This window comes from Rhodopseudomonas pseudopalustris (assembly GCF_900110435.1).
GTDB lineage: Bacteria > Pseudomonadota > Alphaproteobacteria > Rhizobiales > Xanthobacteraceae > Rhodopseudomonas > Rhodopseudomonas pseudopalustris.
Map to the genome: position 1 here is coordinate 178,331 of NZ_FODT01000009.1, position 23,913 is coordinate 202,243.

23 protein-coding genes are annotated in these 23,913 nt (G+C 66.2%); 11 read left to right on the plus strand and 12 right to left on the minus strand.

Annotated features, from left to right (window positions below):
* Positions 1-204 precede the first annotated feature (204 nt).
* Entirely contained in the window at positions 205-2,580 is a 2,376-nt protein-coding gene (locus BMY71_RS17985) for a xanthine dehydrogenase family protein molybdopterin-binding subunit (protein ID WP_092685527.1), read from the plus strand.
* Between the two features lie 208 nt (positions 2,581-2,788).
* Here BMY71_RS17985 and BMY71_RS17990 read toward each other — a convergent pair whose 3' ends face one another.
* Positions 2,789-4,000 carry an ABC transporter substrate-binding protein gene (locus BMY71_RS17990; protein WP_092685529.1) on the minus strand — a complete coding sequence of 404 codons (1,212 nt, stop codon included), beginning with the start codon at positions 3,998-4,000 and terminating at the stop codon, positions 2,789-2,791.
* A gap of 176 nt (positions 4,001-4,176) precedes the next feature.
* Positions 4,177-4,977, minus strand: a complete 801-nt coding sequence (locus BMY71_RS17995) for a hypothetical protein (protein WP_092685531.1) — start codon at positions 4,975-4,977, stop codon at positions 4,177-4,179.
* Positions 4,978-5,087: 110 nt separating this feature from the next.
* Here BMY71_RS17995 and BMY71_RS18000 point away from each other — a divergent pair, with 110 nt between their 5' ends.
* From BMY71_RS18000 to BMY71_RS18010, 3 genes are read left to right on the plus strand one after another with little or no spacing between them, the layout of a single operon-like run.
* A complete protein-coding gene (locus BMY71_RS18000) occupies positions 5,088-5,582 on the plus strand; it encodes a YaiI/YqxD family protein (RefSeq protein ID WP_092685533.1) in 495 nt (164 codons plus the stop codon).
* Between the two features lie 10 nt (positions 5,583-5,592).
* Positions 5,593-7,416, plus strand: coding sequence for an ABC-F family ATP-binding cassette domain-containing protein (locus BMY71_RS18005; RefSeq protein WP_092685535.1), 1,824 nt, complete (start codon positions 5,593-5,595; stop codon positions 7,414-7,416).
* Between the two features lie 22 nt (positions 7,417-7,438).
* Positions 7,439-8,521, plus strand: coding sequence for an alanine racemase (locus BMY71_RS18010; protein WP_092685537.1), 1,083 nt, complete (start codon positions 7,439-7,441; stop codon positions 8,519-8,521).
* Between the two features lie 62 nt (positions 8,522-8,583).
* Here BMY71_RS18010 and BMY71_RS18015 read toward each other — a convergent pair whose 3' ends face one another.
* The 6 genes from BMY71_RS18015 to BMY71_RS18040 form a co-directional block, all read right to left on the minus strand.
* Positions 8,584-9,828 carry a BaiN/RdsA family NAD(P)/FAD-dependent oxidoreductase gene (locus BMY71_RS18015; protein ID WP_092685539.1) on the minus strand — a complete coding sequence of 415 codons (1,245 nt, stop codon included), beginning with the start codon at positions 9,826-9,828 and terminating at the stop codon, positions 8,584-8,586.
* A 250-nt stretch (positions 9,829-10,078) separates the two neighbouring features.
* Complete coding sequence (locus BMY71_RS18020; protein ID WP_092685541.1) at positions 10,079-10,996, minus strand: SDR family NAD(P)-dependent oxidoreductase; 918 nt, start codon at positions 10,994-10,996, stop codon at positions 10,079-10,081.
* 19 nt (positions 10,997-11,015) lie between these two features.
* On the minus strand, positions 11,016-11,480 hold the full coding sequence (locus tag BMY71_RS18025; protein WP_092685543.1) for a MaoC family dehydratase: 465 nt from the start codon (positions 11,478-11,480) through the stop codon (positions 11,016-11,018).
* An 81-nt stretch (positions 11,481-11,561) separates the two neighbouring features.
* Positions 11,562-12,536 (minus strand): NADPH:quinone oxidoreductase family protein, encoded by a 975-nt coding sequence (locus BMY71_RS18030; protein ID WP_092685545.1) that lies wholly within the window; start codon positions 12,534-12,536, stop codon positions 11,562-11,564.
* The gene (locus BMY71_RS18035; protein ID WP_092685547.1) at positions 12,536-13,168 is read right to left on the minus strand and encodes a 2-hydroxychromene-2-carboxylate isomerase; all 633 of its coding nucleotides are present in this window, start codon (positions 13,166-13,168) and stop codon (positions 12,536-12,538) included. Before BMY71_RS18035 ends, BMY71_RS18030 begins: the two co-directional genes overlap by 1 nt.
* 166 nt (positions 13,169-13,334) lie before the next feature.
* On the minus strand, positions 13,335-14,048 hold the full coding sequence (locus BMY71_RS18040; RefSeq protein ID WP_092685549.1) for a glutathione S-transferase N-terminal domain-containing protein: 714 nt from the start codon (positions 14,046-14,048) through the stop codon (positions 13,335-13,337).
* 137 nt (positions 14,049-14,185) lie between these two features.
* Here BMY71_RS18040 and BMY71_RS18045 point away from each other — a divergent pair, with 137 nt between their 5' ends.
* Positions 14,186-15,208 (plus strand): methionine synthase, encoded by a 1,023-nt coding sequence (locus BMY71_RS18045; RefSeq protein WP_092685551.1) that lies wholly within the window; start codon positions 14,186-14,188, stop codon positions 15,206-15,208.
* Between the two features lie 142 nt (positions 15,209-15,350).
* Here the strand turns inward: BMY71_RS18045 and BMY71_RS18050 are convergent, their stop codons facing one another.
* Genes BMY71_RS18050 through BMY71_RS18065 form a run of 4 tightly spaced genes read right to left on the minus strand, consistent with a single transcriptional unit; the run spans position 15,351 to position 17,736 of the window.
* Positions 15,351-16,019 (minus strand): hypothetical protein, encoded by a 669-nt coding sequence (locus BMY71_RS18050; RefSeq protein ID WP_092685553.1) that lies wholly within the window; start codon positions 16,017-16,019, stop codon positions 15,351-15,353.
* Between the two features lie 9 nt (positions 16,020-16,028).
* Positions 16,029-16,547 carry a xanthine phosphoribosyltransferase gene (gene gpt, locus BMY71_RS18055; protein WP_011502660.1) on the minus strand — a complete coding sequence of 173 codons (519 nt, stop codon included), beginning with the start codon at positions 16,545-16,547 and terminating at the stop codon, positions 16,029-16,031.
* On the minus strand, positions 16,520-16,978 hold the full coding sequence (locus tag BMY71_RS18060) for a PaaI family thioesterase (RefSeq protein WP_092685555.1): 459 nt from the start codon (positions 16,976-16,978) through the stop codon (positions 16,520-16,522). The genes gpt and BMY71_RS18060 overlap by 28 nt, the downstream gene beginning before the upstream one ends.
* A 20-nt stretch (positions 16,979-16,998) precedes the next feature.
* Complete coding sequence (locus BMY71_RS18065; RefSeq protein ID WP_092685557.1) at positions 16,999-17,736, minus strand: competence/damage-inducible protein A; 738 nt, start codon at positions 17,734-17,736, stop codon at positions 16,999-17,001.
* A gap of 212 nt (positions 17,737-17,948) precedes the next feature.
* On the opposite strand from BMY71_RS18065, the gene BMY71_RS18070 reads away from it, so the two are divergent.
* The 6 genes from BMY71_RS18070 to BMY71_RS18095 all read left to right on the plus strand — a co-directional run bounded on the left by BMY71_RS18070 (position 17,949) and on the right by BMY71_RS18095 (position 23,906).
* Entirely contained in the window at positions 17,949-19,367 is a 1,419-nt protein-coding gene (locus BMY71_RS18070; protein WP_041805278.1) for a circularly permuted type 2 ATP-grasp protein, read from the plus strand.
* Between the two features lie 140 nt (positions 19,368-19,507).
* Entirely contained in the window at positions 19,508-20,452 is a 945-nt protein-coding gene (locus tag BMY71_RS18075; protein WP_011502656.1) for an alpha-E domain-containing protein, read from the plus strand.
* Between the two features lie 152 nt (positions 20,453-20,604).
* A complete protein-coding gene (locus BMY71_RS18080; protein WP_092685559.1) occupies positions 20,605-21,429 on the plus strand; it encodes a transglutaminase family protein in 825 nt (274 codons plus the stop codon).
* Positions 21,430-21,681: 252 nt separating this feature from the next.
* Complete coding sequence (locus tag BMY71_RS18085; RefSeq protein WP_092685561.1) at positions 21,682-22,428, plus strand: proteasome-type protease; 747 nt, start codon at positions 21,682-21,684, stop codon at positions 22,426-22,428.
* Positions 22,429-22,522: 94 nt separating this feature from the next.
* Positions 22,523-23,065: a GNAT family N-acetyltransferase gene (locus BMY71_RS18090; protein WP_092685563.1), complete on the plus strand. Its 543-nt coding sequence runs from the start codon at positions 22,523-22,525 to the stop codon at positions 23,063-23,065.
* 76 nt (positions 23,066-23,141) lie between these two features.
* On the plus strand, positions 23,142-23,906 hold the full coding sequence (locus BMY71_RS18095) for an SDR family oxidoreductase (protein WP_092685565.1): 765 nt from the start codon (positions 23,142-23,144) through the stop codon (positions 23,904-23,906).
* The last annotated feature ends 7 nt before the right edge of the window (positions 23,907-23,913 follow it).

Below are 23,913 nucleotides of genomic sequence, written 5' to 3' on the forward strand. Positions count from 1 at the left end.
CACTCAATTATCTGGGGACGTCGCAGTCCTTCCAGCATAATCCCGAAAAGTGGACGCCGGTTTTCGGAAAAGATCATGCCCAAACAACAAGCTACAGCTGGATGACGATTTGGAGATCAGTCTTCTTGCTCGCGTAAACTCCGCGAAAACGGCCGCGCCACGGGGCTTTTCGCATCATCCTTTCCAGGCGCGGGACCGAACCTGATGCAGGACCAGACCTCGAACGCGTCGCTCGACACCGCTATCGCACTGCAAAAATTCGGCGTCGGGCAGCCGGTCCGGCGCAAGGAAGACGACACGCTGGTTCGCGGCAAGGGACACTACACCGACGATTTCAACCTGCCCGGTCAGCTGTTTGCGGTGATGGTCCGCAGTCCGCACGCCCATGGCGTGCTTCGCGGAATCGACGCGGAGGCGGCGCGCGGCATGGCGGGCGTCCGCGGCGTGTTCACCGGCGCGGACCTCGCCAGCGCCAATTACGCCCCGTTCACCTGCGGCCTGCCGCTCAAGAATCGTGACGGCACGCCGCTGCATCAGACCAACCGCCACGCGCTGGCCACCGACAAGGTCCGCTTCGTCGGCGATCCGGTGGCGTGCGTGGTCGCCGACACTTTGGCGCAGGCGCGTGACGCTGCGGAGGCCGTCGAGCTCGACATCGAGCCGCTGCCCGCCGTCACCGAGGCCGACGAAGCGACCAAGCCCGGCGCGCCGCAGCTCTACGATCACATCGAAAACAACGTCGCGCTCGATTATCACTTCGGCGACGCCGAGGCCGTGAACGCCGCCTTCGCTTCGGCCGCGCATGTCACCAGGCTCGACATCGAGAACAGCCGCGTCGCGGTGGTGTCGATGGAGCCGCGCGCAGGCCTCGCCTGCTACGACAGGAACGACGGCCGCTACACCATTCAGGTGCCGACCCAGGGCGTCGCCGGCAACCGCAACGGCCTCGCCAAATTGCTCGGCGTGCCCACCGACAAGGTCCGCCTGCTCACAGGCCATGTCGGCGGTTCGTTCGGGATGAAGAACATCAACTATCCCGAATATATCTGCATCCTGCACGCGGCGAAGGCGCTCGGACGTCCAGTGAAGTGGACCGACGAGCGCTCGACCGCGTTCCTGTCCGACAGCCACGGCCGCGGCCAGCAGATCCACGCCGAGCTTGCGCTCGACGCCGCCGGCAAGTTCCTGGCGATCCGCATCTCCGGCACCGGCAATCTCGGCGCCTATATCACCGGCGTTGCGCCGCTGCCGCTGTCGCTCAACATCGGCAAGAATATCGGCAGCGTCTATCGCACGCCGCTGCTTTCGGTCGACATCAAATGCGTGCTCACCAACGTCACGCTGATGGGCGCGTATCGCGGCGCCGGGCGTCCCGAGGCCAATTACTATCTCGAACGGCTGATCGACCGCGCGGCCGATGAGATGAGCATAGACCGGCTGACATTGCGCAAGCGCAACTTCATCAAGCCCTCGCAAATGCCGTTCAAGGCCTGTTCGGGCGTCACCTATGATTGCGGCGACTTCGCCGGCGTGTTCGCGCACGCGCTGGAGCTGGCGGACTACGCCGGCTTTTCGAAGCGCAAGAAGGACAGCCGCAAGCGCGGCAGGCTGCGCGGCATCGCGGTCGGCTCCTATCTCGAAGTCACCGCGCCGCCGAACAGCGAACTCGGCAAGATCGTGTTCGAAGCCGACGGCCGCGTGAGGCTGATCACCGGCACGCTCGACTACGGCCAGGGCCACGCCACGCCGTTCGCGCAGGTGATGAGCGCCCAACTCGGCGTGCCGTTCGAGAGCGTCACGCTCGAACAGGGCGACAGCGATCTCGTCCACACCGGCAACGGCACCGGCGGCTCGCGCTCGATCACCGCGAGCGGCATGGCGATCGTCGAGGCCGCCGCGCAGGTCATCGCCAAGGGCAAGGCCGCGGCGTCACATCTGCTGGAAACCTCGGAAGCCGATATCGAATTTTCGGGCGGGCGATTCACCGTCGCCGGCACCGACCGCAGCATCGGCATCATCGAGCTGGCGCAGCGGCTGCGCGACAGCAAGATGCCCGACGGCGCGCCGTCGTCGCTCGACGTCGATCACACCGTCAAGGAAGTGCCGTCGACCTTCCCGAACGGCTGCCACGTCGCCGAGGTCGAGATCGATCCCGACACCGGCGTCACCCAGGTGGTGCGCTACGTCGCGGTCAATGATTTCGGCGTCGTGGTCAATCCGATGATCGTCGCGGGCCAGTTGCACGGCGGCGTGGCGCAGGGCATCGGCCAGGCGCTGATGGAGAAAGTGAGCTACGACGCCGACGGCCAGCCGATCACCGGCTCGCTGCAGGATTACGCCCTGCCGCGCGCCGAGGATATTCCGGCGATGACGATCGGCGACCATCCGGTGCCGACCACCAACAATCCGCTCGGCACCAAGGGCTGCGGCGAAGCCGGCTGCGCGGGTAGCATGTCCACCGTGGTCAATGCCGCGCTCGACGCCCTGCGAGATTTCGGCGTGACCCATCTCGACATGCCGCTGACCTCCGAGAAGGTCTGGCGGGCGATCAAGGACGCCAAGGCGACGCAGGCGGCTTGAGCGTGCTCCCCTCTCCCATTGAGGGAGAGGGTGCCTGAGCGAAGCGAAGGCGGATGGAGGAGTCACCGCTCTTGGCGTAAGGCCCCTCCACCTCCACAGCCGTCATCCGCGGGCTCGACCCGCAGATCCATCGCGCGCGTAGCGCGCCTGCATCATGCGAAGAAGATCGATCGCCGGGTCAAGCCCGGCGATCGATCGCTGTGTGTCGTCAGTCCTTCTTCACGTGCGGGCAGCCGCCGTCCTTCATCGGACGGAACGCCTGGTCGCCGGGGACTTCGGCGAGCACCTTATAGTAGTCCCACGGCGCCTTGGATTCTTCCGGCTTCTTCACCTCGAACAGGAACATCGAGTGCACCATGCGGCCGTCCTCGCGCAGGAAGCCGTTGTCGGTGAAGGCGTCGCGCACAGGCATTTCGCGCATCTTCGCCAGCACCGTCTTGGTGTCCTTGGTGCCGGCCGCCTTCACCGCCTTGAGATAATGCAGCGTGGCGCTGTAGGTCGCGGCCTGGTTCATCGTCGGCATTCGCTTCATCCGCTCGAAGTACTTGTTGCCGAAGGCGCGGGTGCGGTCGTTGAGGTCCCAGTAATAGGCTTCGGTGATGATCAGCCCGTTCGCCATCTTCAGCCCGAGGCTGTGGATGTCGGAGATGAACATCACGATGCCGGCGAGCTTCTGGCCGCCGGCGACAATGCCGAACTCCGCCGCCTGCTTGATGGTGTTGATGGTGTCGCCGCCGCCATTGGCCATGCCGATGATCTTGGCCTTGGACGACTGCGCCTGCAGCAGGAACGACGAGAAGTCGGCGTTGTTCAACGGATGCCGCGCATTGCCGACCACTTTGCCGCCGGCCGCCTTCACCACCTCGCCGGTGTCGCGTTCGATCGAATGGCCGAACAGATAGTCGGCGGTGATGAAGAACCAGCTATCGCCGCCATTCTTGACGATCGCCGAGCCCACGGTATGCGCATTCGAGTAGGTGTCGTAGGTCCAGTGCGCGGTGTAAGGCGAGCAGGACTTGCCGGTGATGTCCGACGACGCCGCGTCGGTGACGATCATGATCTTCTCGAACCGCTTCGACATCTCCATCGCGGCGAGCGCGGTGGCAGAGGTCGGCAGATCGACGATCATGTCGACGCCCTCGTTCTCGTACCATTTCCGCGCCAGCGACGCGGCGATGTCGGGCTTGTTCTGGACGTCGGCGCTGAGGAATTCGATCGGCTGACCGAACATCGTGCCGCCAATCTCCTCGATCGCCATCTTGGCGGCTTCGGCGTTGCCGGCGCCGCCGATGTCGGAATACACCGACTGGAAGTCGCTGAGCAGGCCGATCTTCAGCGGCCCCTGTTGCGCGAAAGCGGACGCGCCGAACAGCAGCGGAGCGGCCAGCGTCAGCGCCGCCGCGTATTTCAAGAATCGCATTGTTTCCTCCGGATTGTTTTTGTTGGTTTCAGTCGGCCGTCTCGCTGGCCCAGCGCCCCTGGCTGTTGTGCAACTCCCCTTCTATCTTGTTCCTTCTCTTTCTATCTTGAAAAATCGAATCCGACAGATGCGACGTCGCGCCGCCCGTCCGTCCGCGTGGCGGAATAAGCGCGGTCTCAGGCGGCCGCCTGCTCGCGCGGCTGAATGATCGCGATATGGTGGCAGTGCGCAACCGGCGTCGTGCCGCCGGCAACGATCAGCGCGTCGAGCTCGACGAAGCGGTGGCCCTTCTTGTCGTAGTTCGCGGTGACCCTGGCGCGCGCCGCCAGCGTGTCGTCGCCGCTCGCGGCCGCGAGTAGCTGCATCCTGGACCCGACATGGATCCACGGCCCGAGTACGACGTTGTCGACCAGCACCCGGTTCATGATGCGCTGCAGGGCGCCGGGATGCACCAGGTTGTTCTTTACGAAGATCGGATCGGCCTCGCGCACTTCGGCGAGATAGTTGCGCAGCGCCTCGCCGCCCCACACCACCGGCTTGGTGCCGAGCCATTGCCCGGCCGCGAACACCCCGGGACCGATCGGCGGCCGGGTCGCAACCGGCGCGGTCTCGGGATAATCGCGAAGATCGAACGCCGGCGCGCGCTCCGGCAGCGCGGCGGACCCGGTGGCGCACAGCGCGCCGCCGCTTTCGACCTCGATCGCCAGCGCGCCGCCCTGCTCGCTGCCGCCGACGATCGCGGTTTCGCCGTCATAGACCGGCTTGACGAACCGCGCCTCGATCAGCCCGCGCTCGAGGAAATCCCGGCCCCAGCGCGCGATCGGCAGATGCACCATATAGGCCATCACCTCGACGCCGGGCACCAGCCCGCCGGAAAAGCCGAACCGCTGCGCCACGGTGTCGTCGTGCATCTTGTTTTCGGATTGTTTGGCGGTGTTGTAGGCGCTGACGCGATAAGGCTCGAGCCGTGCGGTCATGGTTTCTCCCGGTTTGTTCGATCTTGTTGGCGATCGTGCCCGGCGATGCTACGCCAGCGCCGCAGCGGGCGTAAAGCCGTTCGCCGCGCCCTGCCACCGACCGAGACCGCATGACCGAACCCGCGCCCACCCGCATCTATGTCGACGCCGACGCCTGTCCGGTGAAGGACGAAATCTACAAGGTCGCGGAGCGCCACGGCCTGCCGGTCAGCGTGGTCGCCGGCGCCTTCATCCGCGTGCCGGCGCATCCCTTGATCGAGCGGATCGCCGCCGGTTCCGGGATGGACGCCGCCGACGACTGGATTGCGGAACGCGTCCAGCCGGGCGATATCGTCGTCACCGCCGACGTTCCGCTGGCGAGCCGCTGCGTCAAGGCGGGAGCCGAGGTGCTCGCGCCGAACGGCAAGCCGTTCTCCGAGGAGTCGATCGGCATGACGCTGGCGGTGCGCAATCTGATGACCGACCTGCGCTCGTCGGGCGAAGTGACCGGCGGCCCGCGGGCGTTCTCCCCGAGGGACCGCTCGACGTTTCTCGCCGCACTCGACACCACGATCCGCCGGATCGCCCGCCGCCGCGCGTCGCCGCCGGCGCAACAACAGAATTGATGGACGCCCGATGGCCCCGCCGCTGATCCAGTTGAAAGACATCGCGCTGACCTTCGGCGGCGCACCGCTGTTCGACGGCGTCGAACTGAGCGTGTCGGCCGGCGATCGCCTCTGCCTGATCGGCCGCAACGGCTCCGGCAAATCAACGCTGCTGAAGATCGTCGCCGGCCTGATCGAGTCCGACCGCGGCAGCCGCTTCGTGCAGCCGGGCGCGACCATCCGCTATCTGCCGCAGGAGCCGGACTTCGCCGGCTTCAAAACCACGCTGGCCTATGTCGAGGCCGGCCTCGCGCCCGGCGACGAGCACTATCAGGCATCCTATCTGCTGGAGCAGCTCGGACTGCACGGCGACGAGGACCCCGCCCATCTGTCCGGCGGCGAAGCGCGCCGCGCCGCGCTGGCGCGGATGCTGGCGCCCGATCCGGACATTCTCCTGATCGACGAGCCGACCAACCACCTCGATTTGCTGACGATCGAATGGCTGGAAAGCGATCTGGCGCAACGCAAGAGCGCGATCGTGATGATCAGCCACGACCGTCGCTTCCTCGCCAATTTGTCGCGCGCCACCGCCTGGCTCGATCGCGGCATGATCCGCCAGATCGACCGCGGTTTCGCCGCCTTCGAATCCTGGCGCGACGAGGTGCTGGCGGAAGAAGAGCGCGATCAGCACAAGCTCGACCGCAAGATCGTCGCCGAAGAGCACTGGCTGCGCTACGGCGTCTCCGGCCGCCGCAAGCGCAACGTCAAACGGCTCGCCGGTCTGCACGAGCTGCGCGCATCGCGCCGCGACTATCGCGGGCCCACCGGCAGCGCCAACCTCGCCGCCGCCGAGGCCGACAAGTCCGGCAAGCTGGTGATCGAGGCGAAGAGCATCAACAAGGCCTGGGGCGATCGCCCGATCGTCGACAACTTCTCGATCCGGGTCAATCGCGGCGACCGCATCGGCATCGTCGGCCCCAACGGCGCCGGCAAGACCACGCTGATCAGCCTGTTGACCGGCCAGCTTCCGCCCGACAGCGGCAGCATCCGGCTCGGCACCAATCTCGAAATCGCCACGCTCGATCAGCACCGCGACAGCCTGGACGCGAAAACCTCGCTCGCCGAAGCGCTGACCGGCGGCCGCGGCGATCAGGTGATGGTCGGCGGCAAGCCGCGCCACGTCATCGGCTACATGAAGGACTTCCTGTTCAAGCAGGAGCAGGCGCGCACGCCGCTGGAGGCGCTGTCCGGCGGCGAGCGCGGCCGGCTGATGCTGGCGCGCGCGCTGGCGAAGCCGTCGAACCTCTTGGTGCTGGACGAGCCGACCAACGACCTCGATCTCGAGACGCTCGACGTGCTCGAGGAAATGCTCGGCGATTATGACGGCACCGTCATCCTGATCAGCCATGACCGCGACTTCCTCGATCGCGTCGTGACCTCTGTGATCGCGCCGGACGGCGACGGCCGCTGGATCGAATATGCCGGCGGCTATTCGGACATGCTGAAACAGCGCGGCGCCGACCTCACCCGTGCCCCGGCAAAGGCGGCGGCCGAGGCGAGCGCTGCGAAATCCGCCGCGCCCTCGCCCGCTGCACCCGCATCGCCGTCGCCCAAGCGAAAACTCAGCTTCAACGAGAAGCACGCCCTCGAAACTCTGCCGAAGACCATCGCCAAGCTCGAAGCCGAAATCGCCAAATTGCAGGGCGAACTCGACGACCCGCAACTCTACGCCCGCGACCGCGCCAAGTTCGACAAGGCTTCCGCCGCGATGGCCAAGGCGCACGAGGCCCTGCACGACGCCGAGCACCGCTGGCTGGAGTTGGAGATGCTGCGCGACGAGATCGAAAGCGCGTGAGCTGAACGCAAGGAGCCTGCCGATGACCACGCCGCTCGCCGCCAGGATCGCCCGCGACATCGGCACGCCCGCGCTGGTGATCGACATGGACCGCGTCGAGCGCAATATCGCGCGGGTGCAGGCGCTCTGCGATGCGGCCGGCGTCGCCAACCGGCCGCATATCAAGACCCACAAATCCCCGCTGCTCGCCCAGATGCAGATCGCCGCCGGCGCCAAAGGCATCACCTGCCAGAAGATCAGCGAGGCCGAGGTGATGGCCGACGCCGGCATCGACGATATCCTGATCAGCTACAATCTGATCGGCGAGGAGAAGATGGCGCGGCTCGGCGCGCTGCACGCGCGCGCCGAGATGGTCGTTGCCGCCGACAACGAGGTGGTGATCGCCGGCCTGCCGGCCGCGGCCGCGCGCGCCGGCCGCCCGCTCGGCGTCGTGGTCGAATGCGACACCGGCCGCGCCCGCGCCGGAGTCGAGACGCCCGCCGAAGCGATCGCGCTGGCGCGATCCATCGCCGCGTCCGAAGGGCTGATTTTCAAGGGCTTCATGCTGTATCCGACCGAGACCGGCTGGCCGCAGGCGCAGCGCTTTTTCGACGAGGCGCTGGCCGGAATCCGCGCGCACGGCCTCGAAGCCGCGATGGTCTCGACCGGCGGCTCGCCGAACCTGAGAAATCTCGGCCAGCTCGCGGGGGCGACCGAGCATCGTCCCGGTACTTACATCTACAACGACAGGATGCAGGTTGCGGCCGGCGTCGCGAGCTGGGACGATTGCGCGTTGACGATCTACTCCACCGTGGTCAGCCGCGCCGCCCCTGAGCGCGGCATCCTCGACGCCGGCTCGAAAACGCTGACCTCGGACCCAGGCGGCGGCCTCGACGGCTTCGGCCTGATCCTCGACCATCCAGAAGCCCGGATCGCGCGCTTCGCCGAGGAGCACGGCTTTCTCGATCTGTCGCGCAGCAACTCCCGCCCCGCCATCGGCGACGTCGTCCGCATCGTGCCGAACCACGTCTGCGTCGTCGTCAACATGGTCGACGAGGTGGTGATGGTCCGCGGCGACGAAATTTTGGGAACGCTGCCCGTCGCAGCGCGGGGCAGACTGAAGTAACAGTCTTTCAGTCCGTCATTCCAGGGCGCTTGTGCAGGAAGCGAACCCGGAATGACGAACACTTAGTCAGTAGATTTTCTCCCCAGACACGCCAGCGCGCCGCGGCCCGCTGCGGCCCCCGTCGCGAAACAGGCTGTCAGCAGATAGCCGCCGGTCGGCGCTTCCCAATCCAGCATCTCGCCCGCCGCGAACACGCCGGGCAATTTGCGCAGCATGGAGGTGTCGTCCAATTCGGCGAAGGCGACGCCGCCCGCCGTCGAGATCGCCCGCGCGATCGGCGCGACGCCGGTGAGACGCACCGGCACGGCGTTGATCAGCGCGGCGCATTCGGCCGGCGGCAGTGACGCCAATGACAATCCCTGCCGGTGCGCGGCCTCCTGCAGCACCCCGATCCCGGCCGGCGGAAGCCCCGCCGCCTTGCGCAGAAACGTCGACAGCGACTGCTTGCCCTTCGGCTTCGCCAGTCGCAACGCCAGTTCGTCGGCTGAAAGATCCGGCCGCAGCGCGATCATCAGCGTCGCCTCGCCATCCGCGAGGATCGCATCGCGCAAGCCGGCCGACAGCGCGTAGACCGCGCCGCCTTCGAGGCCGGTCTTGGTGACAATCGCCTCACCGCGAATGACGCGCCCGCCGAATGACAGGGCGATGTTTTTCAGCGGCGTTCCTTGATACTTCTCGGCGAACAGCTCCGACCAATCGACCGTGAAGCCGCAATTTGCCGGCTTCAGCGGCGCGATCGCGATGCCTTTCGCCGCCAGCAGATCGACGAAGCCGCCATCGGAGCCGAGCTTCGGCCAGCTCGCGCCGCCGAGCGCCAGCACAGTCGCACGCGCTGCGATGGCGCGCGGCCCGTCGAACGTGTCGAACAGTAATCGGCCGTGATCGTCCCAGCCGGTCCAGCGATGCCGCAGCTTCAGTTGCACGCCCTGCGCATCCAGCCGCCGCAGCCAGGCGCGCAGCAGCGGCGAGGCCTTCATCGCCACCGGAAACACCCGGCCGCTGGAGCCGACGAAAGTCGGCTGACCGAGCTCCTCCGCCCAGGCGCGTAGCGCATCCGGCGGAAACGCTTCGATCGCCGGCCGCAGCCGCTGCTGCGCAGCGCCGTAGCGTGCGAGGACATCGGCCAGCGGTTCGCTGTGAGTGAGATTGAGACCGCCGCGGCCGGCGAGCAGGAATTTCCGCGCTGCCGAGCTCATGCCGTCGAACACGGTCACGCGCGCGCCGCCTTGCGCCGCCACCTCCGCCGCCATCAGGCCCGCAGGTCCGGCGCCGATCACGGCGACGTCGATGGTGGAAGCGTCGGTCACGAGTCACCCGGGCGCGATTGAATTGCTCTCAGCAATCGGCCAATCGGGCCTGCCGCGCAACCCATCATTGCGAAAGATGCCCCCTCCGCAACGACGTCATTCCGGGGCGCGACCGCAGGTCGCGAACCCGGAATCCCGAGATGCCCTGAACTTCTGGATTCCGGGTTCGCGCCTGATGGCGCCCCCCGGAATGACGAGGCGAGAAGCTGCGGCCGAACGCGAAGCGCGGCCGCGGCCGCGCCCCCTCACCTCACATCTTGATACCGAGCCGCGCCGCGGCCTGGGCGACGTATTTCTGCGTCTGCTGGAACGCGCCTTCGAGCGCCTGGGCCTTCGAGGCGTCGCTGATCTCGGCGAAATGCGCGGCGATCGCGTCGGGCGTCCACTCGTCCTCAGCCAGATTGACGCCTTCGGTCTCGATGATCTTGATCACCGCGAACGAGCCCGCACCCGCGCCCATGATGGTGCGGGTCGGCGCATTGTCGCCGAGCATGTAGAGCACCGCCGGCGTGATCGCCTCGGGCTTCATCAGCGCCAGCGCCTGCGGCGGCAGCAGTTCCTCGGTCATCCGCGTGGCCGCGGTCGGCGACACCGTGTTGACGCGGATGTCGGTCTTGCGGCCTTCCTGGGCGAGCACGTTCATCAGCCCGACGATGCCGGCTTTCGCCGCGCCATAATTGGCCTGACCGAAATTGCCGAACATGCCGGACGACGACGTCGTCAGCACGATGCGGCCGTAGTTGCGCTCGCGCATCCCGTCCCACACCGCCTTGCAGCAGTAGAACGTGCCGGCGAGATGCACGTCGATCACCTTCTGGAAATCGCTCAGCTCCATCTTGCCGAACGATTTGTCGCGCAGGATGCCGGCATTGGCGACCATCAGATCGACGCTGCCCCACTCCTTGGTGGCCTTCTCGACCATCGCCCGGACTTGCTCGTAATTCGAGACGTCGGCGCCGTCGGCCATCGCGACGCCGCCGGCCTTGCGGATCTCCTCGACCACGGTCTCCGCCGCCGTCATCGAGCCGCCGGTGCCGTCGCGCGCGCCGCCGAAATCGTTGACCACCACCTTGGCGCCGCGCGCCGCGAGGCCGAGCGCATGTGCGCGTCCCAAACCGTTGCCCGCGCCGGTGACGATGGCGACGCGTCCGTCGAACCTGATTGTCATGATGTGATGTCCTGAAGTGTTACGCGAAGTAGATCAGGCCGAGCCAGTCGGCGACCAGCGCCGAGCGCTTCTCGCCCTCGATTTCGACGTTGACGCTGGTACGCGACAGCAACTCGTTCGGCTTGCGCAGAGTAGCTTCCGCCAGCATGAAGCGGCCGCGAACCCGCGAGCCGGCCTTCACCGGCGAGATGAACCGCAACCGGTCGAAGCCGTAATTGACGCCCATCGTCACGCCCTTGATGCGCGGCATCGCCTCGTAGGAGAACACGCTCAGCATCGACAGCGTCAGAAAGCCGTGCGCGATCGAGGCGCCGAACGGTGTCTCGCGCGCCGCGCGCTCGGGATCGACGTGGATGAATTGCCAGTCCTCGGTGCAGTCGGCGAATGCATCGATCCGCTTCTGGTCGAGAACATGCCATTCCGACACCCCGATCTCGGTGCCGACCATCTTCATATACGCGTCGCGTTCGACTTCAGCGCTCATTCAATCCTCGCGGTTTTGAGGCCGCATAGTCCACAAAGGAGGCAGCGCGCCAAGCGAAATTTTCCTGGGGGTATCGGGCCGCTACGGCAGCAGCGCGACCCGGCCAATGGCGCGGCGTTCGATCAACAGCCGCATCCCACTCGCCCATTGCGCGAGCGGCAGCCGATGCGACACGTTCGGACGGATCTTGCCTTGCGCGGCGAGATCGAGCAGTCCGGCGATGCGCCGCTCGCCGAGGGCGGGGTCGCGCCGCACCGCCTCGCCAGCGCGCACGCCGACGACGCTCGCGCCCTTCATCAGGATCAGGTTGGTGCGCGCGAGCCCGATGCCGCCGGTGAAGCCGACGATCAGCAGCCGCGCGCCCCAATTGATACAACGCACGCTGTCCTCGAAGATTTCGCCCCCGACCGGATCGAACACCACATCGGCGCCGCGGCCACCGGTGATACGCTTCACGGCATCGCGAAACGGCTCGCGGCTGTAGAGGACGCCATGATCGGCGCCGCGCGCGCGCGCCACCTCGAGCTTCTCCTCGGAGGACGCCGCCGCGATCACGGTGGCGCCGAGATATTTGCCGAGTTCGACCGCGGCAAGGCCGACGCCGCCGCCGGCGCCATGCACCAGCAGCACTTCACCCTTTTGCAGATGTCCGCGATCCACCAGCCCGTGCCAGGCGGTGCCGTGGCCGGCGAGAAACGTCGCGGCCTCCGCGTAGTCGAAATTCGGCGGCATCGGCGTCAGTTGAGACGCCGCCACCGCGACCTCCTCCGCATAGGCGCCGAACCGCAGCTTGACGATCACCCGGTCGCCGACCTTGGCGTTGGTGACGCCCTCGCCGATCTCGATCACGTCGCCGGCCGCCTCGACGCCGGGAATGAACGGCAGTTCGGGCTTGAGCTGATACTCGCCCGCGCACATCAGAATGTCGGGAAAGTTGATGCCCGCGGCGCGGATCGCGACCCGCGCCTCACCCGCCTGCAACGGCTTGCGTTCGATCTCTTCCAACCGCAACACCTCGGGCGGACCGAGTTCGCGGCACACCACCGCCTTTGGCATCAGGCGGCGCTCGCCGATGTGCTGGATTTGCGACGCGCCAAGGCCTCGCGCACCAGCGGCAGCCGGTCGTTGCCGAAATACATGTCGGTGGTGTCGACGAAGATGGTCGGCGATCCGAAGCCGCCGCGCGCCATCACCTCGTCGGTGTTGGCCTTGAGCTGATCCTTGATCGCGGGCTCGGAAATCGCCGCGAACAACGCCTGCGAATCGACGCCGACGCGCTTGCAGATCGCGCTCAGGACCTCGTCGTTGGAAATGTCCTGATCATCGCCCCAATAGGCTTCGAACACCGCGGTCGCGAACGGCGCCATCGCGTCCGGCCTGTCGCGCAGCAGCGCCAGGCAGCCGCGCATCGCCTTGACGCTGTTCACCGGAAACACCGAGGGCGGCATTTTGATCGCGAGACCTGCCGAGCGCGACCAGTCGCCGAGATCCTTCAGCATGTAGCGCGCCTTCAACGGCACCGGCGTCTTGCGGGATTCATAGACGCTCGGATTGACCGAATTGAAGATGCCCCCGACCAGGATCGGCCGCCAACTGATCTCGACCCCCGCCTCCTTGGCCAGCGGCTGGATGTTGTGAAAGGCGAGATAGGTCCAGGGACTGGAACAGTCGAAGAAGAATTCGAGCATGGCGGGGTTTCCGTTTGTTGTTGTTACTTGTTCAAAACTCTCGACCCGTCATTCCGGGGCGCCGCGCAGCGGCGAACCCGGACTCCAGAGGTTCAGGACACCTCGGGATTCCGGGTTCGCGCCTTCGGCGCGCCCCGGAATGACGAACGTAAGGTACATGCATGTCTCACTGCTGCTGCGCACCCTGTGCGTCCGCGTGCGCCGGAGCGTCGACGCCGAACAGCAGCTTGCGGGCCTGTTCGTCCATCGGCTTGCGCTCCTCCTTGCCGAGCGCCAGCCCGGCCTGCAGCTTCGGCCGCGCCCTGAGCAGCGCGTACCAGCGTTTCACATGCGGATAGTCGTCGAGCGTCAGCCCCTGCGCCTTGTGGGTCATGATCCAGGGGAAGCACGCCATGTCGGCGATCGAATAGTCCCCCGCGATATAGTCGCGCTCGGCCAGCCGCGCGTCGAGCACGCCGTAGAGTCGCTTCGCCTCGCGGGTGTAGCGCTCGATCGCGTAAGGGATCTTCTCCGGCGCATACAGCAGGAAATGGCCGTTTTGGCCGAGCATCGGACCGAGGCCCGCCATCTGCCACATCAGCCACTGCGTCACCTCGGACCGCGGCCGTGCAGCGGCCGACATGAACCGGCCAGATTTCTCCGCGAGATAGATCAGGATCGCGCCGCTTTCGAAGATCGACAGCGGCCCGCCGCCGTCCTGCGGCGCGTGGTCGACGATCGCCGGCATCCGCCCGTTGGGGCTGAGCTTCAGATAGTCCGGCTTGTGCTGGTCGCCGCGGCCGAGTTGCATCGGCGCCACCCTGTAGGGCAGACCGCATTCCTCCAGCATGATCGAGATTTTCCAGCCGTTCGGCGTCGGCGCGTAATACAGCTCGATCATGCGGACTCCCTTCACGGGTTGTTTTGCCCATCCTAGCCCGGCTGCGCCGGGCTTGTCACCTCGGTGTCGCGCTGCTGTACGCCGGAGCGCGGACATGGCAGACAGAACTGCAACGACATGCCCCGGGGAGAGGTCAGATGCTGTTTCCGACCACGATCGCAGGCTCCTTGCCGAAGCCGGAATGGCTGGCCGAGCCCAACACATTATGGGCGCCATGGAAATCCAGCGGCGACGAACTCTCCCGCGCCAAGCGCGACGCGACCATCCTGGCGCTGAAGCTGCAGGAAGATTCCGGCGTCGATATCGTCACCGACGGCGAGCAGGCGCGGCAGCATTTCGTCCACGGCTTTCTCGAGGCGGTCGAGGGCATCGATTTCGCCCACAAGGTCGAGATGGGCATCCGCAACGATCGCTATAAGGCGATGGTGCCGCAGGTGGTTGCGCCCTTGCGGCTGAAGGGCCGCGTCCACGCCTTCGAGGCGCAGGCTGCGCGCGCTCACACCACGCATCGGATCAAATTCACGTTGCCCGGTCCGATGACCATCATCGACACCATCGCGGATCAATACTACGGCGACCGCGTCAAGATGGCGTTCGCCTTCGCCGAGCTGCTGAACGAGGAAGCCAAGGCGCTGGCCGCTGACGGCATCGACATGATCCAGTTCGACGAACCGGCGTTCAACGTCTACATGAGCGAGGCGGCCGACTGGGGCGTCAAGGCGCTGGAGCGCGCCGCCGAAGGGCTCACTTGCGCCACCGCCGTGCACATCTGCTACGGCTACGGTATCAAGGCCAATACCGACTGGAAGGAAACCCTCGGGGCCGAGTGGCGGCAATACGAGGACATCTTCCCGGCGATCGACAGAAGCGCGATCCAGCAGGTCGCGGTCGAGTGCCGCAACTCCAAGGTTCCGCTGGAATTGCTGTCGCTGCTCAAGGGCAAGATCGTGCAGGCCGGCGTCATCGACGTCGCCAGCGACGCGGTCGAGACCGCCGACGACGTCTGCGCCACCATCGAAGCGGTGATGAAGCACGTGCCGAAGAGCAACATCGTCGCCACCACCAACTGCGGCATGGCCCCGATGCGCCGCGACATCGCCGAAGCCAAGCTGGCGGCGCTGGGCGCGGGTGCGGAGTTGGCGCGGAAGAAGTTCGGGTAGTCGCGCGCCGAACATCCAGCATCGTCATCCCCGATCGTCCGTCATTCCGGGGCGCGCGCAGCGCGAACCCGGAATCCCGAGATGCCCTGAACCTCGGGATTCCGGGCCTGCGCGCCAAGGCGCGCATCCCGGAATGACGTGGTCAGTTTGTGCGCGACGTCGGATGCACCACAGGTCGATAGCCCGCGTCGAGCGCGCACAGGGTCGATGGCGGAGTAAGTAACAAGGTATCGACCAGCGGCTGGCGGACGGCTTGATAGCCCTCCAACGACCAGCGCAGCGCTCGACCCTGCCAGATCAACCAGCAGTCGGGCGGACCGCCGGACAGCCCCTCGCCGCCCGCAGGTGATCCAGCGCCGCCGCGCGCCGCCACCATCGCGCCGTCCGGCAACTGCTCGACCGCACACGGCAACGGATGCAGCCGCTTTGCGCGGGCGCCGAGCCGCTCGTGATGTAACGTCGCGTCGATCTGCTTCGCGGTGATGCGCGGAAGTCCGTTGCCCTTCGCCCACGCCGCGGCAAAGGCCTGCGCGTCGTCGCGGCGGCAATAAAAGCACGGCCGATGTCCCGCCGCCAAAGCGGTCGCTTCATCCAGAAAGAACAGCTCGGTCCAGCTCCGCGTCGCCATCACGTCGCGGCGGCGACCGCGGAAGTCGCAGACGCAGATGATCCAGGCCGGATTCGACCAGCGTCGCTTCAGCAGCGTCCGGGTCGCCGGATCATGAATGATGCCGCGATTGCCGGTGAACAGGCCCCGCTGCGGCGCCGCGACGATCTCGCCGAACGGCGTCACGCGGTTCTGCAGCGGCATGGCGGGCGTCTACGCCGCGCCGTCCTTCAGCGGCGGCTGAAAACTCAGGCCGGTATCCCAGGGGAAGAAGATCCAGGTGTCCTGCGACACTTCGGTGATGAAGGTGTCGACCAGCGGCTTGCCCTTGGGCTTGGCGTAAACGGTGGCGAAATGCGCGTCGGGCAGCAGGTCGCGCACCATCCGGCCGGTCTTGCCGGTGTCGACCAGATCGTCGACGATCAGCAACCCCTTGCCGGTGCCGCCGCCGAGCGCGGCGGTCTGTTCGGAGACGCCCTTCAACACCTGCAGCTCGCCCTGCTTGTCGTGGGCGTAGCTCGCCACGCAGATCGTATCGATCACCCGCAGCCCGAGTTCGCGCGCGACGATCGCCGCCGGCACCAGTCCGCCGCGGGTGATCGCGACCACCGCATGAAACGGCCCGACGGCGTTCAGCCGCCAGGTCAGCGCCCGGCAGTCGCGGTGAAACTGATCCCAGGAGACCGGAAACGGCCGCCGCTCCGCTACGCTGGCTTCTGCGCCGCTGCCCATGCCGTCTGTGTCCCCATCCTGCGAATCACCGCTGTCGCGGTCCCCGTCGCCACCACTTTGTCATCCTGCAGCAATTCGCCGCTGAGCTGACAGACTTCCTTGCCCCGCAATAGCACGCGGCCAATCCCTTTCAACGCCCCAACCCGCGCCGGGCGGTGAAATTGCACATTCAGGCTGACGGTCGGTGCGAATTCGCCGGGGTCGAGCGTGGCCACCAGCGCCGGCCCCATCGTGTCGTCGAGCATCGCGGCGAGAAAGCCGCCCTGGACGTGGCCCGCGAGGTTGAGAAACGCGGACGTCGCCTCGAACTTCACCTCGATACTGCCGGATTCAGGGGTGACGCGGAGAAACTCGATCCCCAGAGTCTCGGCGCAGGGCGGTGGAGGCAATCGTCCATCCGCGATCCTCCAGAACACCGATTCCCTGTCCATCGCCCCTCCCCGGACCGCGGCTATTTGGTCAGATTCAACTCCGCCAGCATCTGCTTCACCGCGCCCATCGCCTGCTGCAGCTTCTCCGAGTCACGCGAGCGGACCACCAGATTGGTGTTCGGCTTGCGCTCTTCGTCGAGGAACGGGTAGCTGCCGATCATCGTGTCCGGATGCGCCTCCGCGATCGCCCGCAGCGGCCCGCCGATGTCGCCTTCGCGCGCGTTGGCCTGGATCGATTCGGACAGCATCTTCACTCCGGACTTCAATTTCGGCGCGACGATGTCCATCATCGCCTGCATGATCGACGGTACGCCGGCCATCACGATGACATTGCCGATCTTGAAGCCCGGCGCGATGATGGTCGCGCTCTGGATCAGCTCGGCGCCGTCGGGAATCCGCGTCATCCGCAGCCGCGCCTCGTTGAGTTCGGCCTCGGAGAACCGCTCGCGGAATCGAGCCAACACCTCCGGATGATAGCCGATGCCGACGCCGAACGCCTTCGCCACGCAGTCGGCGGTGATGTCGTCATGGGTCGGGCCGATCCCGCCGGTCGTGAAAACATAAGTGTAGCGGTTGCGCAGCGCGTCGAGCGCCTCGATGATCGCATCCTCATCGTCCGCGACAACGCGGACTTCGCGCAGGTCGATGGCGATATTGGTAAGGTATTCGGCTATGAAGCCGATGTTCTTGTCCTTGGTGCGGCCGGACAGGATCTCGTCGCCGATCACCAGGATACCCGCCGTAACGATGTCGCGCATGACTTCCCTTGTCCCTCCCGACCGGTGACCCGGCCGTCTGATGTCGCTGACTGACGCTCAAATATGCAGCGCTCCGCCCGTTTTTCGGGCAGCATACCGGACCGGCCGCATAAATCCGTCCACTCCATCCATATCGCGCTGGCCCGGCCCTTGCTACCACCGTGTTCCGTGCTGCACTCTCGTGCAAAGACCTCTGGAATCAGTCTGGCTACATGGCAGTTGCGTTCGATGAGATGAATGGGCCCGGCGGCGAGCTCCGTCCGGCCTATCAGGAACTTTCCCGGTGGCTGAGCGAGACGCCACCCGAGGCCCTCACCTTTCGGCGCCAGGAAGCCGAATTGCTGTTCCGGCGGATCGGCATCACCTTCGCGGTCTATGGCGATGCCGAGGCCCAGGAGCGGCTGATCCCGTTCGACGTGATCCCGCGCATTCTCTCCGCGCGCGAATGGGCGCTGATGGAACTCGGGCTGAAGCAGCGGGTGCGCGCCCTCAACATGTTCCTGCGCGACATCTATCACGGACGCGACATTCTGCGCGCCGGCATCATCCCGCAGGACCTGATCTTTCAGAATCCGGTGTTCCGGCCCGAGATGAACGGCCAGGCGGTGCCGCACGACGTTTACGTGCACATCGCCGGCATCGACATCGTCCGGGTCGACGACGAGAATTTCTACGTGCTCGAGGACAACGCCCGGACGCCGTCCGGCGTGTCCTACATGCTGGAAAACCGCGAAGTCATGATGCGGCTGTTTCCGGATCTGTTCTCGCGACACCGCATCGCGCCGGTCGAGCGCTATCCCGACGAGCTGCTGACGGCGCTGCGCTCGGTCGCGCCGGCGCACTCCTCGTCGGAACCCACGGTCGCGCTGATGACGCCCGGCGTCTACAACTCGGCCTATTACGAGCATTCGTTTCTGGCCGACAAGCTCGGCGTCGAACTGGTCGAGGGTCGCGATCTCGTCGTCAAGAACGACGAGGTGTTCATGCGCACCACCGAGGGCCTGAAGCGGGTCGACGTGATCTATCGCCGGGTCGATGACGATTTCATCGATCCTCTGACCTTCCGGCCGGATTCCGCGCTCGGCGTGCCGGGGCTGATGTCGGCCTATCGCGCCGGCAACGTCACGCTGGCCAACGCCGTCGGCACCGGCATCGCCGACGACAAGGCGGTCTACAGTTACATGCCGGACATCGTGAGGTTCTATCTCGGCGAGGAGCCGATCCTGAAGAACGTCCCGACATGGCGCTGCCGCGAGCCGGCCGACCTCGCTTACGTGCTCGATCATCTGTCCGAGTTGGTGGTCAAGGAAGTCCACGGCTCCGGCGGCTACGGCATGTTGATCGGCCCGGCCGCGACCAAGGCGACGATCGAGGCGTTCCGCGACAAGTTGAAGCGCGAGCCGGAAGGCTTCATCGCCCAGCCGACGCTGGCGCTGTCGACCTGCCCGACCTGCACCGAAGCCGGCCTCGCGCCCCGCCATGTCGACCTGCGGCCGTTCGTGCTCACTGGCCGCGACCGCGTCACCATCGTCCCCGGCGGCCTCACCCGCGTCGCCCTGCAGGAAGGCTCGCTGGTGGTGAATTCCAGCCAGGGCGGCGGCACCAAGGACACGTGGATTCTGGATGAGTAGTTTTGCCACGAGATCGATTCTTGAAGTACGTCATGCCACCAGCACAGCCGTCATTCCGGATTCACGCGCGATGCGCGCGCCCCGGAATGACGATTGTGGTTTGATGGCGAAGCATTGAATTCTGCCTGAGAAAAGCCGCCATGCTGTCGCGCACCGCTGAAAACCTGTTCTGGCTCGCCCGCTATGTCGAACGCGCGGAGTATCTGGCGCGCACCATCGATGCGACGCTGCGCGTCACCGCATTGCCGAACACCTATTCGGGCCAGGGCAACGAGTGGGACTCCGCGCTGCTGACCGCCGGCGTCGCCGCCAGCTTCTACAATCACTACGACGAGGCCAACGAGACCAACGTCGTCGAGTTTCTGTCGTTCGCGCCGTCCAATCCGTCGTCGATCCTCAACTGCATCGAGGCCGCGCGACTCAACGCGCGCTCGGTGCGCACCGCGCTGACCAGCGAGATGTGGGCGACCATCAACAGCGCCTGGATCGAGCTGCAGGAGAACTGGGGCAAGGGCGCCAAGACCCGCGAACAGCTCTCCGGCTTCCTGCGCTTCGTGCAGGAAACCTCGCTGCGGTTCGACGGCTCGGCCTATCGCACCATGCTGCGCAACGACGCCTATTGGTTCTCGCGGCTCGGCGTGCATCTCGAACGCGCCGACAACACCGCGCGGATCCTCGACGTCAAATATCACTTGCTCCTGCCCGAGGAGGAGCATGTCGGCGGCCCGCTCGATTACTATCAGTGGTCGTCGATCCTGCGCTCGGTCTCGGCGCTGACCGCCTATCACTGGGTGTATCGCCAGACGCTGAAGCCGTGGCTGATCGCCGATCTGTTGATCCTCAATGACAGCCTGCCGCGCTCGCTGGCGTCCTGCTACGGCAACCTGGTCCGCAATCTGGATCAGATCGGCGTCGCCTATGGCCGCCAGGGTCCGGCGCAGCGCCATGCGCGGGGCATCCGCAACCGGCTCGAGCATTCCGACATGGAAGACATCTTCCAGCGCGGCGTGCACGAATTCATCCAGGAGTTCCTGGCCGACAACACCCGCCTGGGCGAGATCGTCGCCAAGCAATATCTGATCTAAAGCATGACCCGGACACGCAACTCCCGGTTCCGGAGCGGATCATGCACGCCCAAAAAATGCGCGCACAACCGCGATTCGACCAAACGCCGTCGCGCCCGAGCCTGATATAGTCCGCCGCGCCTCCGCGCCGCGACGACCGGAATGCCAGCCCTATGCGCCTGCGAATTTCCCATATCACCACCTATCGCTATGAGCCCGCCGCCACCGGTGTGATCCAGGTGCTGCGGATGACGCCCGGCAGCCATGACGGCCAGTATGTCGCGGACTGGCAGATCGACATCTCGTCCGACGCCAAGCTCGACATGCATCACGACGCGTTCGGCAACATCACCCACGTGCTGACGATCGGGGCGACCGAGGACCTCACCATCACGGCCGAGGGCCTGATCGAGACCAACGACACCGGCGGCGTGATGCGCGGCACCGACGAGCGGTTTCCGCCGCAGCTGTTCCTGCGCACCACCGACCTCACCGAGCTCAGCCCGGCGATGGCGGCCTTCACCCGCGAGACCGGCGGCGCCGAGGGCGACGTCATCAGCTTCCTGCACGCGCTGATGTCGCGGATGAACGACCACATGACGTTCGACGGCGATCCGACCCATTCCGGCACCACCGCAGCGGAAGCCTTCGCGCTGCGCCGCGGCGTCTGTCAGGATTACGCGCATGTGTTCATCGCCTGCGCGCGCGCCGCCGGCGTGCCGGCGCGGTTCGTCTCCGGACACTTCCTGCGCGCAGACGGCGAGGTGCATCAGCGGGCCGGCCATGCCTGGGCGGAGGCCTATGTCCCGTCACTCGGCTGGGTCGGATTCGATCCCGCCAACGGCATCTGCTCCACCGACGCCCACGCCCGCGTCGCGATCGGGCTGGATTATCTCGGCGCGGCGCCGGTTCGCGGCACCCGCTATGGCGGTGGGCTCGAGACGCTGACGGTCGCCGTCAGGGTCGATCAGGCCGGGCGGCAGTTCCAGTCGCAATAGCGCTGTGGGCGCTGTCTGCGGCGGTTTGGTCGCGCCGCGCGCGTTCCGGAGGGGCTGGACGGAGCCGGTCAATCGGCTATAGCGTTTTCGAGCGAAGTGGATGCCGGTTCGCGTCAAGAAAACGCGTCAGAAAAAATTGGAGCTCCGGTTCTGATTCTATCAGAACCGGAAAAGCGCTACTGTCCCGGTCCGGCCGATCAGCGGCCGCGTGCGCCCGCATTCCCCTGTCAGACAACTTGGTTCGAGGACGAGATGACCTATTGCTGCGGAGTTTTGGTCCAGGACGGCCTGGTGATGGTGGCCGACACCAGGACCAATGCCGGGCTCGACAACATCTCGACCTTCCGCAAGCTGCACGTCTTCAGCCGGCCGGGCGACCGGGTGATGGCGATCGCCAGCGCCGGCAATCTCTCGATCAGCCAGTCGGTGCTGTCGACGCTGACCGAAGGCCTCGAGGATCCGGAGACCGGCGTCCGTGAAACGCTGCTCGACTCGCCGACGATGTTTCAGGCGGCGCAGCGCATCGGCCGCGTGATCCGCCACGTTAACGCCACCGAGGCGCAGGCGCTGAAGGCCGAGGAGATCAACTACGAGGTGTCGTTCCTGTTCGGCGGCCAGATCAAGGGCGAGCGGATGCGCCTGTTCATGATCTACCCGGCCGGCAATTTCATCGAATGCACCATCGACACGCCCTATCTGCAGATCGGCGAGCACAAATACGGCAAGCCGGTGCTCGACCGTGCGATTACTTACGACGTCGAACTCTACGAGGCGCTGAAGACCAGCCTGATCTCGATGGATTCGACGATGCGCTCGAATCTCGGCGTCGGGCTGCCGATCGACGTACTCGTCGTCCGCACCGACGTCTGCGACCCCGATCTCCACCATCGTATCGAGGCCGGCGAGCCGTATTTCCACGACCTGCGCTCGCGCTGGTCCGCCGCGCTTCGCGCCGCCCACAAGAACATCCCAAAACCGCCGTACAAAAATCAGGCCTGACGCCGCGCTGCGGACGCAGCGCTGCGCCCACCTCACACCTCATTCCGGGGCGCGCGTAGTCGAGCCCGGAATCCAAACTCAACTTCTGTATGCGATGATGACCGAAACACCCCGCTCTACCGATCCTCGACGACATGACGCCGCGATCCGCTGGCGTCCGATGGCTCCCGCCGACCTCGCCGCGGTCAACACCGTCGCCGCGCAGGTCCATCTCGCGCATCCGGAAGACGCCGCCGTCTTCGCCGAGCGCCTCGCGCTGCATCCCGCCGGCTGCTCCGTACTCGAAGGCGATGACGGCGTCGCCGGCTACATCGTCAGCCACCCGTGGCGCACCGCCGAACCGCCGGCGCTCAACACGCTGCTCGGCAGCATCCCCGCCCCGGCCTCGACCTATTACATCCACGACATCGCGGTGTTGCCATCGGCGCGCCGCGGCGGCGCGGCGGCGGCGATTCTCGCGACGCTGGTGCGCCATGCAGCGACGCTGGCCGACAACATCTCGATCGTCGCGATCGGCGGAACGTTGCCGTTCTGGCAGCGTCAGGGCTTCGTGATCGCCCGCGATCCGAAGCTCGATGCAAAACTGAAGAGCTACGACGCGGACGCGTGTTATATGGTTCGCAAGCTCGATCGATAAGATTGCGCGCCCGCCGATCGCAGAGCCGGACTCTGTCTTGCGGGCTACGCCGCAACAGCAAACGGGATGGAACGAGATGGCCAACGCCACCAGGAAGATCGCAATCGTCACCGGGGCCGGCACCGGCGTCGGCCGCGCCGCATCGCTGGCGCTGATGCAGATCGGCTTCACGGTGGTGCTCGCCGGCCGCAGGCTCGAACTGCTGCAGGAGACGCAGAAGCTCGGCGACGGCATCGGCGACAGCCTTCCCGTGCAGGCCGACATGGCCGATCCCGCCTCGATCGCAGCGCTGTTCGACAAAACGGTCGCGAGCTACGGCCGGCTCGATCTGTTGTTCAACAACGCCGGCATGGGCGCGCCGCCGGTGCCGTTCGAGGATTTGTCGCTGGCGCAGTGGCAGGCCGTGGTCGACACCAACCTCACCGCGCCGTTTCTATGCACGCAGCACGCCTTCCGCATCATGAAGGATCAGTCGCCGCGCGGCGGCCGCATCATCAACAACGGCTCGATCTCGGCGCACGCGCCGCGACCGTTCTCGGCGGCCTACACCTCGACCAAGCACGCCATCTCCGGGCTCACCAAGTCGTCCAATCTCGACGGCCGCGCCTATGATATCGCGGTCGGCCAGATCGATATCGGCAACGCCGCCACGCCGATGACCGACCGCATGGTCAGTGGCCCCGGCGTGCTGCAGCCCGACGGCTCGAGCAAGCAGGAGCCGCGAATGGACGCGAAAGCGGTCGGCGACGCGGTGGCCTACATGGCGGGCCTGCCGCTCGACGCCAACGTGCTGTTCATGACGGTGATGGCGACCAAAATGCCGTTCGTCGGGCGCGGCTGAGCACGCG

Bases quoted from the DNA above. Each gene is read 5' to 3' on its own strand.
- BMY71_RS17985 (WP_092685527.1), top strand. From the start codon at position 205: ATGCAGGACCAGACCTCGAACGCGTCGCTCGACACCGCTATCGCACTG.
- BMY71_RS17990 (WP_092685529.1), bottom strand. From the start codon at position 4,000: ATGCGATTCTTGAAATACGCGGCGGCGCTGACGCTGGCCGCTCCGCTG.
- BMY71_RS17995 (WP_092685531.1), bottom strand. From the start codon at position 4,977: ATGACCGCACGGCTCGAGCCTTATCGCGTCAGCGCCTACAACACCGCC.
- BMY71_RS18000 (WP_092685533.1), top strand. From the start codon at position 5,088: ATGACCGAACCCGCGCCCACCCGCATCTATGTCGACGCCGACGCCTGT.
- BMY71_RS18005 (WP_092685535.1), top strand. From the start codon at position 5,593: ATGGCCCCGCCGCTGATCCAGTTGAAAGACATCGCGCTGACCTTCGGC.
- BMY71_RS18010 (WP_092685537.1), top strand. From the start codon at position 7,439: ATGACCACGCCGCTCGCCGCCAGGATCGCCCGCGACATCGGCACGCCC.
- BMY71_RS18020 (WP_092685541.1), bottom strand. From the start codon at position 10,996: ATGACAATCAGGTTCGACGGACGCGTCGCCATCGTCACCGGCGCGGGC.
- BMY71_RS18025 (WP_092685543.1), bottom strand. From the start codon at position 11,480: ATGAGCGCTGAAGTCGAACGCGACGCGTATATGAAGATGGTCGGCACC.
- BMY71_RS18030 (WP_092685545.1), bottom strand. From the start codon at position 12,536: ATGCCAAAGGCGGTGGTGTGCCGCGAACTCGGTCCGCCCGAGGTGTTG.
- BMY71_RS18035 (WP_092685547.1), bottom strand. From the start codon at position 13,168: ATGCTCGAATTCTTCTTCGACTGTTCCAGTCCCTGGACCTATCTCGCC.
- BMY71_RS18040 (WP_092685549.1), bottom strand. From the start codon at position 14,048: ATGATCGAGCTGTATTACGCGCCGACGCCGAACGGCTGGAAAATCTCG.
- BMY71_RS18045 (WP_092685551.1), top strand. From the start codon at position 14,186: ATGCTGTTTCCGACCACGATCGCAGGCTCCTTGCCGAAGCCGGAATGG.
- BMY71_RS18050 (WP_092685553.1), bottom strand. From the start codon at position 16,019: ATGCCGCTGCAGAACCGCGTGACGCCGTTCGGCGAGATCGTCGCGGCG.
- gpt (WP_011502660.1), bottom strand. From the start codon at position 16,547: ATGGGCAGCGGCGCAGAAGCCAGCGTAGCGGAGCGGCGGCCGTTTCCG.
- BMY71_RS18060 (WP_092685555.1), bottom strand. From the start codon at position 16,978: ATGGACAGGGAATCGGTGTTCTGGAGGATCGCGGATGGACGATTGCCT.
- BMY71_RS18065 (WP_092685557.1), bottom strand. From the start codon at position 17,736: ATGCGCGACATCGTTACGGCGGGTATCCTGGTGATCGGCGACGAGATC.
- BMY71_RS18070 (WP_041805278.1), top strand. From the start codon at position 17,949: ATGGCAGTTGCGTTCGATGAGATGAATGGGCCCGGCGGCGAGCTCCGT.
- BMY71_RS18075 (WP_011502656.1), top strand. From the start codon at position 19,508: ATGCTGTCGCGCACCGCTGAAAACCTGTTCTGGCTCGCCCGCTATGTC.
- BMY71_RS18080 (WP_092685559.1), top strand. From the start codon at position 20,605: ATGCGCCTGCGAATTTCCCATATCACCACCTATCGCTATGAGCCCGCC.
- BMY71_RS18085 (WP_092685561.1), top strand. From the start codon at position 21,682: ATGACCTATTGCTGCGGAGTTTTGGTCCAGGACGGCCTGGTGATGGTG.
- BMY71_RS18090 (WP_092685563.1), top strand. From the start codon at position 22,523: ATGATGACCGAAACACCCCGCTCTACCGATCCTCGACGACATGACGCC.
- BMY71_RS18095 (WP_092685565.1), top strand. From the start codon at position 23,142: ATGGCCAACGCCACCAGGAAGATCGCAATCGTCACCGGGGCCGGCACC.